The sequence below is a fragment of the Pseudomonas sp. PS02288 genome (genome assembly GCF_029959715.1).
Taxonomy (GTDB): Bacteria; Pseudomonadota; Gammaproteobacteria; order Pseudomonadales; family Pseudomonadaceae; genus Pseudomonas_O; species Pseudomonas_O kuykendallii.
In genome coordinates, this window is record NZ_JASCPA010000032.1 from 46836 (window position 1) to 54753 (window position 7918).

9 protein-coding genes are annotated in these 7918 nt (G+C 67.2%); 6 read left to right on the top strand and 3 right to left on the bottom strand.

Annotated features, from left to right (window positions below; genetic code table 11):
• The first annotated feature begins 118 nt into the window (after nt 1-118).
• The 5 genes from QMX85_RS13955 (at nt 119) to QMX85_RS13975 (ending at nt 4478) form a co-directional block, all read left to right on the top strand.
• Entirely contained in the window at nt 119-931 is an 813-nt protein-coding gene (locus QMX85_RS13955; RefSeq protein ID WP_282341806.1) for an alpha/beta hydrolase, read from the top strand.
• Nucleotides 928-1791, top strand: coding sequence for an alpha/beta hydrolase (locus QMX85_RS13960; protein ID WP_282341808.1), 864 nt, complete (start codon nt 928-930; stop codon nt 1789-1791). Before QMX85_RS13955 ends, QMX85_RS13960 begins: the two co-directional genes overlap by 4 nt.
• A gap of 50 nt (nt 1792-1841) precedes the next feature.
• Nucleotides 1842-2501 carry a glutathione S-transferase N-terminal domain-containing protein gene (locus tag QMX85_RS13965; protein ID WP_282341810.1) on the top strand — a complete coding sequence of 220 codons (660 nt, stop codon included), beginning with the start codon at nt 1842-1844 and terminating at the stop codon, nt 2499-2501.
• 20 nt (nt 2502-2521) lie between these two features.
• Nucleotides 2522-3319 carry a DUF4892 domain-containing protein gene (locus QMX85_RS13970; RefSeq protein WP_282341819.1) on the top strand — a complete coding sequence of 266 codons (798 nt, stop codon included), beginning with the start codon at nt 2522-2524 and terminating at the stop codon, nt 3317-3319.
• A 79-nt stretch (nt 3320-3398) separates the two neighbouring features.
• The gene (locus tag QMX85_RS13975; RefSeq protein WP_282341812.1) at nt 3399-4478 is read left to right on the top strand and encodes an AI-2E family transporter; all 1080 of its coding nucleotides are present in this window, start codon (nt 3399-3401) and stop codon (nt 4476-4478) included.
• Nucleotides 4479-4529: 51 nt separating this feature from the next.
• On the opposite strand, the gene QMX85_RS13980 is transcribed toward QMX85_RS13975, so the two are convergent.
• From QMX85_RS13980 to QMX85_RS13990, 3 genes are all read right to left on the bottom strand, one after another.
• Nucleotides 4530-5558, bottom strand: a complete 1029-nt coding sequence (locus tag QMX85_RS13980; RefSeq protein ID WP_282341821.1) for an ATP-binding protein — start codon at nt 5556-5558, stop codon at nt 4530-4532.
• The gene (locus QMX85_RS13985; protein ID WP_090231020.1) at nt 5555-6289 is read right to left on the bottom strand and encodes a response regulator; all 735 of its coding nucleotides are present in this window, start codon (nt 6287-6289) and stop codon (nt 5555-5557) included. The genes QMX85_RS13980 and QMX85_RS13985 overlap by 4 nt, the downstream gene beginning before the upstream one ends.
• A 100-nt stretch (nt 6290-6389) precedes the next feature.
• Complete coding sequence (locus QMX85_RS13990; RefSeq protein WP_282341815.1) at nt 6390-7415, bottom strand: patatin-like phospholipase family protein; 1026 nt, start codon at nt 7413-7415, stop codon at nt 6390-6392.
• Nucleotides 7416-7554: 139 nt separating this feature from the next.
• On the opposite strand from QMX85_RS13990, the gene QMX85_RS13995 reads away from it, so the two are divergent.
• Nucleotides 7555-7833: a hypothetical protein gene (locus QMX85_RS13995; protein ID WP_090231018.1), complete on the top strand. Its 279-nt coding sequence runs from the start codon at nt 7555-7557 to the stop codon at nt 7831-7833.
• Nucleotides 7834-7918: the final 85 nt, after the last annotated feature.

Below are 7918 nucleotides of genomic sequence, written 5' to 3' on the forward strand. Positions count from 1 at the left end.
GCCGTTGCACCGCCATCACTGGCAGTTACGATCGTTGCCGCGCTGGAACGGCTGCGGAAGAATCCGCTGGACGATTCCCCGATAGATTCCCCAGAGAATCCCGAGCCGAGTGCCGCGCATGCCATCGCCGATCTTCTTCGCCCACGCCAACGGCTTTCCGTCCGCCACCTACGGCAAGCTGTTCGCCGCGCTGCAACCCGACTACCCGCTGCACTACCTGGAGCAGCATGCCCACGACCCGCGCTTCCCGGTGGATGACAACTGGGGCGGGCTGGTGGATGAATTGCTGCATCACCTCGAGGCCCTCGAGCAGCCGGTGTGGGGCGTCGGCCACTCGCTCGGCGGAGTGCTGCACTACCACGCGGCGCTACGCCGCCCGCAGCTGTACCGCGGCGTGGTGATGCTCGACTCGCCGGTGCTGACGCTCGCCGACCGGCTGGTCATTCGCGCCGCCAAACGCTTTGGCTTCATCGACCGTATCACCCCGGCCGGGCGCACCCTGGGGCGCCGCGAAGCCTTCGACGACGCCGCCCAGGCGCGCCTGTACTTCGCCGGCAAGAGTCTGTTCCGCCGCTTCGATCCGGAATGCCTGGACGCCTACGTCGAGCACGGCCTCGCACTCAGCGATAAGGGACTGCGCCTGAAATTCGACCCGGCCACCGAGATCAGTATCTACCGCAGCGTGCCGCACCTGAGCCCCGGGCGGCCGCAGCAGTTGCAGGTGCCGCTGGCCGTGGTGCGCGGCCGGCACAGTCGGGTAGTACTGCCGCACCATGCGCGTTCCGTGCAGCGCATCCCGCGCGGCGAGTACCTGACGCTGCCTGGCGGCCACATGTTCCCGCTGGAGCGCCCGGCGCAGACGGCGGACCTGCTCAGGTCGCTGTTCCAGCGCTGGGAACCCCATTCCGATGCCGAAAAGGAGCCCGCATGAGCGCGCCCGTCGAAGAGATCCGCCTTAACCTCCCGCACATCGAGCTGGCCGCCCATCTCTACGGTCCGGAGGACGGGCGGCCGGTGATCGCCCTGCACGGCTGGCTGGACAACGCGGCAAGCTTCGCCCGGCTGGCGCCTAAGCTGACCGGAATGCGCATCGTCGCCCTGGATTTCGCCGGCCATGGCCATTCCGCGCACCGCGCCGTGGGCGCCGGCTATCAACTCTGGGACTACGCGCTGGACGTGTTGCTAGTCGCCGAGCAACTGGGCTGGCCGCGCTTCTCGCTGCTCGGCCACTCGATGGGCGCCATCGTCTCCGTCCTGCTGGCCGGCGCCATGCCACAGCGCATCGAGCGCCTGGCACTGATCGACGGTCTGATTCCCTACCTCGGCGAGGCCGCCGACGCGCCGCGCAAACTGGGCGAGGCGCTGCAGGCGCAGCTCGACCTGCCGAACAAGCGCAAGCCGGTCTACGAAAAGGTCGAGCAGGCGGTGATGGCGCGCATGAAGGGAGTGGGCGCGGTCAGCCGGGACGCCGCCGAGCTGCTCGCGCAGCGCGGGCTGATGCCGGTGCCCGGCGGCTACACCTGGCGTACCGATGCGCGGCTGACGCTGCCCAGCCCGTTGCGTTTCACCCGCGCGCACAGCCAGGCGTTTCTCGCCGCGGTACAGTGCCCGGTCGACCTGGTGCTCGCCGAGAACGGCCTGCTCAAGGGCGAGCTGCCGCTGTTGCAGATGCTCGAAGCGCTGCCGTTCAACGTCACCCGGCTCGCCGGCGGTCATCACCTTCACCTAGACGACGAGGCGGGCGCCGCCTCCGTAGCAGACTGTTTCAATAGGCGCTTCGCTTCGGCTTGACTTGCCGCCGGCAACTGGGAAGGCTGGGCGGCCAGACAAGGGAGAAGATCATGATCGACCTCTACACCGCCGCCACGCCCAATGGCCATAAGGTCTCAATCGCTCTGGAAGAACTCGGCCTGCCGTACGACCTGCACGTGCTGAGCTTCGATCGCAAGGAGCAGAAGACCCCCGAATTCCTGCGCATCAACCCCAATGGGCGGATTCCCGCGATCGTCGACCGCGACAACGACGACTTCGCCGTCTTCGAGTCCGGGGCGATTCTGGTCTACCTCGCCGAGAAGACTGGCCAACTGATGCCCAGCGACGTCAAGGGCCGTTCGCGGGTCTTGCAGTGGCTGATGTTCCAGATGGGCGGCGTCGGTCCGATGCAAGGCCAGGCCAACGTGTTCTTCCGCTACTTTCCGGAAAAACTGCCCGGCGCGATCTCCCGCTACCAGAACGAAACCCGGCGGCTCTACGAGGTCCTCGATGGCCGCCTGGGCGAGGCCGAGTATCTCGCCGGCGACTACAGCGTCGCCGATATCGCCACCTTCCCCTGGGTGAAGATCCACGATTGGTCCGGCGTTTCACTTGACGGGCTGACGCATCTGCAGCGCTGGCTGGACGCCATCGACTCGCGACCCGCGGTGCAGCGCGGCCTCGCCAGGCCGAGCCGGGAAGAGGGCGACGCAAAGATCAAGACGGCCCAGGACATCCTGGTCCGGTGAGCATTCATAGCCTTCGGCCGATGCTGTTCGGCCTCTTCGTCATGGTCGGGCATGCCCAGGCGGCGGACGTCGCCGGCAGTCACGACCTCGAGATACTGCCGCGTCCGACGAATGCCGAGATCGTCGATTTCCGCGAAACCGCCGATCTCGAGCGCATCTTCCCGCAGGGCTCGATCCGCAGGATCAGCGGCGACCTGCGCTTCGAGCAGCAGGTGGCGACCCAGGGACGACAGCTTTCGCTGACCTACGAACTGCCTGCCGAACACACCTCTGAGCAAGCCTTCACTCAGGCCCGCCGCGCCTTGCAGCAGCAGGGCGGGCATCTGCTCTACTGGTGCGAGGAGCGCGATTGCGGCTCCAGCAGCCTGTGGGCCAACGCGGTGTTCGGCAGCTCCAAGCTCTACGGCCCCGACGATCGCCAGGCCTATGCGCTGGTGCGCCTGAGCGTCGGCGAGATAGACGACCGCCTGGTGGCGCTCTATGCGATCACTCGCGGTAACCGGCGCGCCTATCTGCATGTCGAGCAGTTCGACGCCAGCAGGCCGCTGGGCGTGGTTCTGCCGACCCCGGCGACCCTGCTGCGGCAACTGCTGGATAGCGGCGAGCTGGACCTGAGCCTGCTCGACGAAGGCCCGCAGGACGACTGGGTGAAACTGCTGGTGCGCAGCCTCAACCAGAACAGCGGCGTACGCGTGACGCTGTCCGGTGTGCAGGCCGAGCAATGGCGCGATGCGCTGGTGCAGGGCGGCGTACGCGCGCCGCGCATCGAGGTGGACGGCGCGACCCGCGAGGGGCTGCATCTGGACCTGTTGCGCTAGGCGGCATGCCGCCAAGCCGCCGAAGTGTCACACTCGGCGGCCTGATCCTCCCCCAATCGTGTTTTCGGAGCGTTTTTCGATGCCCAACAACGACCGCCTGCTGGTGCAGATTCTGCTCCTCGGGCTGCTCGGCGCGTGCCTGTGGGTGCTGGCGCCGTTCGTTTCCGCGCTGTTCTGGGCCGCCGTGCTGGCCTTCGCCAGCTGGCCGCTGATGCGCCTGCTGACGCGGGCGTTGAAAGGGCGAGAGAATCTCGCGGCGGCGATCCTCACGGCAGGCTGGATGATTCTGGTGGCGGTGCCGCTGGTGCTGCTCGGCTTCAACGTCGCCGACCACATCCGCGACGGCATGCAACTGATCAAGGAAGTCCAGGTCGACGGCCTGCCGCCTCCGCCGGACTGGCTGGACAACGTGCCGCTGGTGGGCGATCGGCTGGTGCAATGGTGGAATCGGGTCGACGAGCAGGGCACCGCCTATTTCGTCACCCTGCGTCCCTACGTCGGCGAGGTCGGCAACTGGCTGCTGGCACGCAGCGCGCGGGTGGGCGGCGGCATGCTGGAACTCGCCCTGAGCCTGGTGCTGGTGTTCTTCTTCTACCGCGACGGCCCGCGCATGGCCGATTTCGTCATGCGCCTGCTGGAGCGGCTGATCGGCGAGCGCGCCGATCACTACCAGCGGCTGGTGGCGGGCACCATCCAGCGCGTGGTCAACGGTGTGATCGGCACCGCCGCGGCCCAGGCGCTGCTGGCGATGATCGGTTTCGCCATCGCCGGGATTCCGGGCGCGCTGGTGCTCGGCCTGCTGACTTTCGTGCTCAGCCTGATACCGGTTGGGCCGCCGCTGGTGTGGATTCCGGCGACGGCCTGGCTGCTCTGGCACGGCAGCTACGGGATGGGCATCTTCCTTGGTGTGTGGGGCGTGTTCGTCATCAGCGGGGTGGACAACGTGCTCAAGCCCTACCTGATAAGCCGGGGCGGCAACCTTCCGCTGGTGGTGGTGCTGCTCGGCGTGTTCGGCGGCATCCTGGCGTTCGGCTTCATGGGCCTGTTCCTCGGCCCGACGCTTCTGGCAGTAGCCTTCAGCCTGATTTCCGACTGGATCGCGCCGCGGGCGCACCAGGTTCTGCCCGCTGGCGACAAGAAGGATGCGCCGCCGCTCTGAGCGTCGGCGCGCTGAAGGCACGTTCAATCCCGGGGCGTGGAACGGCACTCGTTAGCGGCGTGGCAGGCGCAGCACGGTGGTCAGCCCGCCGCCGCGACTCTCTTCCAGCAGCAGCTCGCCGCCCAGGCGCAGCGCCGCCTCACGGGCAATCGACAATCCCAATCCGACGCCACCCGAGTTGCGGTTGCGCGAGCTTTCCAGGCGGAAGAACGGCTCGAAGACGGCTTCGCGCTGTTCGGCCGGAATGCCCGGGCCATTGTCGATGACCCGCACTTCGACCCGCCCCTCGCTGTCGTGCAGCTCGATGCGCGCGTGGCCGGCGTAGCGCAGGGCGTTGTCCAGCAGGTTGTTCAGGCACGAACGCAAGGCCTGCGGCTGGGTGTGCAGCGGCCGGCACGCGCCGATGACGCTGACTGCGGCGCCGTTGTCCTGGGCGTTCTCCACCAGTGATTCGACCAGCGACTGCAGGTCGAACAGGTGCCGCGTCTCGCTGGCGCGTTGCTCGCGCAGGTAGGCGAGGGTGGCGTCGAGCATCGCGGTCATTTCGCCCAGGTCCTGGCTCATGCGGGTGCGCAGGTGGCCGTCATCCAGTTCTTCGACGCGTAGCTTGATCCGCGCCAGGGGCGTGCGCAGGTCATGGGAGACGGCGGTGAGGATGCGGCTGCGCTGGGCGATCTGTTCGCGGATACGCGCCTGCATGCGATTGAACGAGCGGGCGGCCTTGCGCACCTCCTGCGGGCCGCTCTCGGCCAGCGGTGCGCTGTCGATGTTCTCGCTCAGGCGTTCGGCGGCGGCGCTCAACTGGCGGATCGGCCGGGTCAGCAGGCGCGCGCCGAACCAGGCGGCGGCCAGCAACAGGAGGAGTTGCAGCAGCAGCGGCACCAGCGGCCCGCCCAGTGGTGAGGGTTGGCGCAGTTCGGACTCTTCGAGAATCACCAGTGAATTCGGGTGTTTGGGTGGCGGCGGTGGCGGGGGGCCATAAGCGCGGAACCAGAGAAAACCAATCAGATGGCCCAGCACGATGGCGGCGACGAAGATGCCGAACAGCCGGGCGAACAGCGTATCGCCGCGGCGCATCAGTCGATGTCCCGCACGTCGAACAGATAGCCTTCGCCGCGCACGGTCTTGATCAGCCGGGGCGCCTTCGGATCATCGCGCAGCTTCTGCCGCAGCCGCGAGACCAGCAGGTCGATGCTGCGGTCGAACGCCTCGATGCTGCGCCCGCGCGCGGCGTCGAGCAGGTGTTCACGGCTGAGCACGCGTCGCGGGCGCTCGAGGAACACCCAGAGCAAGCGGAATTCGGCGTTGGACAGCGGCACCAGCATGCCGTCCGCGGATTCGACTTGGCGCAGCACGCTGTCCAGTCGCCAGCCATCGAAGCGGACACTCTTGCGCTGGTCACTGCGTGGCGCGTCACGGCCATCGCGCACCCGGCGCAATACGCACTGGATGCGCGCGACCAGTTCACGCGGCTCGAAGGGCTTGGCGATGTAGTCGTCGGCGCCCAGTTCGAGGCCGATGATGCGGTCGGTGGGTTCGCAACGCGCGGTGAGCATCAGGATCGGAATGTCGGAGCTGGCGCGCAGGCTGCGGCACAGCGAAAGACCGTCTTCGCCGGGCAGCATCAGGTCCAGCACCAGGGCGTCGAAATGCTCGCGATCCAGCGCTGCGCGCATCGCCACGCCGTCGGCGACGCCTTCGGCCTGGATGCCGAAGCGCTCCAGGTAACCGCAGAGCAGTTCGCGGATGTCGGCATCGTCATCGACGATCAGGACGCGGGTGGCTTTGAAGGCGCTGCTGGCTGTTTCCACGAGGCTCGGCTCCCGAGGCGATCACAAAAAAGGTCGCGATGCTCGCACGCATTCATATCGGCCCGTTTTCCGCCAGGTAACGAGATCGTTACATGGCGGGTCAGTGCATCGCCTCGTAACTGTCCAGCGTGTCGCTGGCGATCTGCCGGCCGAGCTGGATCAGCTCCGGCGCCTTGTAGAACTCGAAGAAGCGGCAGACGCGCTTGGGCACGTTGATCAGCACATCCGGTGGATAGCCGGCGATCTTGTACTGCGCCAGCGAGGTCTGCATCACCTCGAAGCTCTGGTTGACCAGGTCCAGCAACGACGCTGGGCCGACGTTCTCCAGCACCCGCGATCCGCTGGCCGATTTCGGCGAGCTGCTGCCCTGCGGCGCGGCGGAGGGTTGCTGGGCGTCGGGCGCGGCATCCAGCCAGGGGTCGACGGTCTCGCCGCCTTCCGCGGCGATCATCAGCAGCGGCTCGCCGCTTTCTTCACGGCGACGGAAGGGCAACCGCGTGCTCAGCGCCGCGACCAGCGCATCGAAGCGCGATTTCAGCAGCGCCGGGCGCTCGATCACCGGCAAGCGGTAATGCTGCTGGCTGGACGAGTTGAGATTGACCGCGACGATCAGGTCACAGTGGCTGGACACCACCGGCACGATCGGCAGCGGGTTCAGCAGGCCGCCGTCGACCAGCATGCGGTTGCCCTGGACCACCGGGGTGAACAGGCTCGGTATCGCCGCCGAGGCACGCATCGCCTGGTGCAGGCTGCCTTCCTGGAACCAGATTTCCTGCTGGTGGGTGAGGTCGGTGGCGACTGCGGTATAGGGGATCGGCAGGTCCTGGATATCGATCTCGCCGACGATCTCGCGGATTCGGCCGAAGACCTTCTCGCCGCGGATCGCCCCCAGCGAGAAGCTGACGTCGACCAGGCGCAGCACGTCGAGGTAGTCCAGGCTCTCGATCCACTCGCGGTACTCGCGCAGCTTCCCGGCGGCATAGGCGCCGCCGACCACCGCGCCCATCGAACAGCCGGCGATGCAGCCGATCTCGTAGCCGCGCGCCTCGAGCTCCTCGATGACGCCGATGTGCGCGTAGCCACGCGCGCCTCCCGAACCCAGAACCAGGGCCACTCGCTTGCTCATCCACACCTCCCCGGAAACCGATCGTGCGACGATACGCGTCCGCTTTGCCGACGCCAAGAAGCCGCGCCAGGCCGGCACTTTTTGAGTGGCAGACCGGTCTCAGCGAAGGCAAGCTGTACACCTTCCGAAGGAGAAACACATGAAAGCCTGGATACTGATTCCCCTGATGGCGCTCACGCTGGCCGGTTGTGCAGGCAAGACCTCATACCGCACCAGCTGCGCCAATGGTCTGGATGCCGCCTGGAAAGAGCAGAGCCTGGCCGAAGCCGAAGGCTTCGCCGGTACGGTCAGCTATTCCAAGGCGGTGACCCTGCTCACCGCCGCCAAGACCCAGCAGCAGTTCGAAGCCTATTCGGGCTGCGTGAAGAAGGTCGAGAAAGCGCGCTTCTACCTGCGCGAATCCCGCGCCGGCCGCTGACCCGCACGCCGGCGCCACGCCCGTGGCGCCGGTGGCGATCCTCCTACCAAGTGGTTCCCCGATGCAGATCGATTTCTCCGCCCAG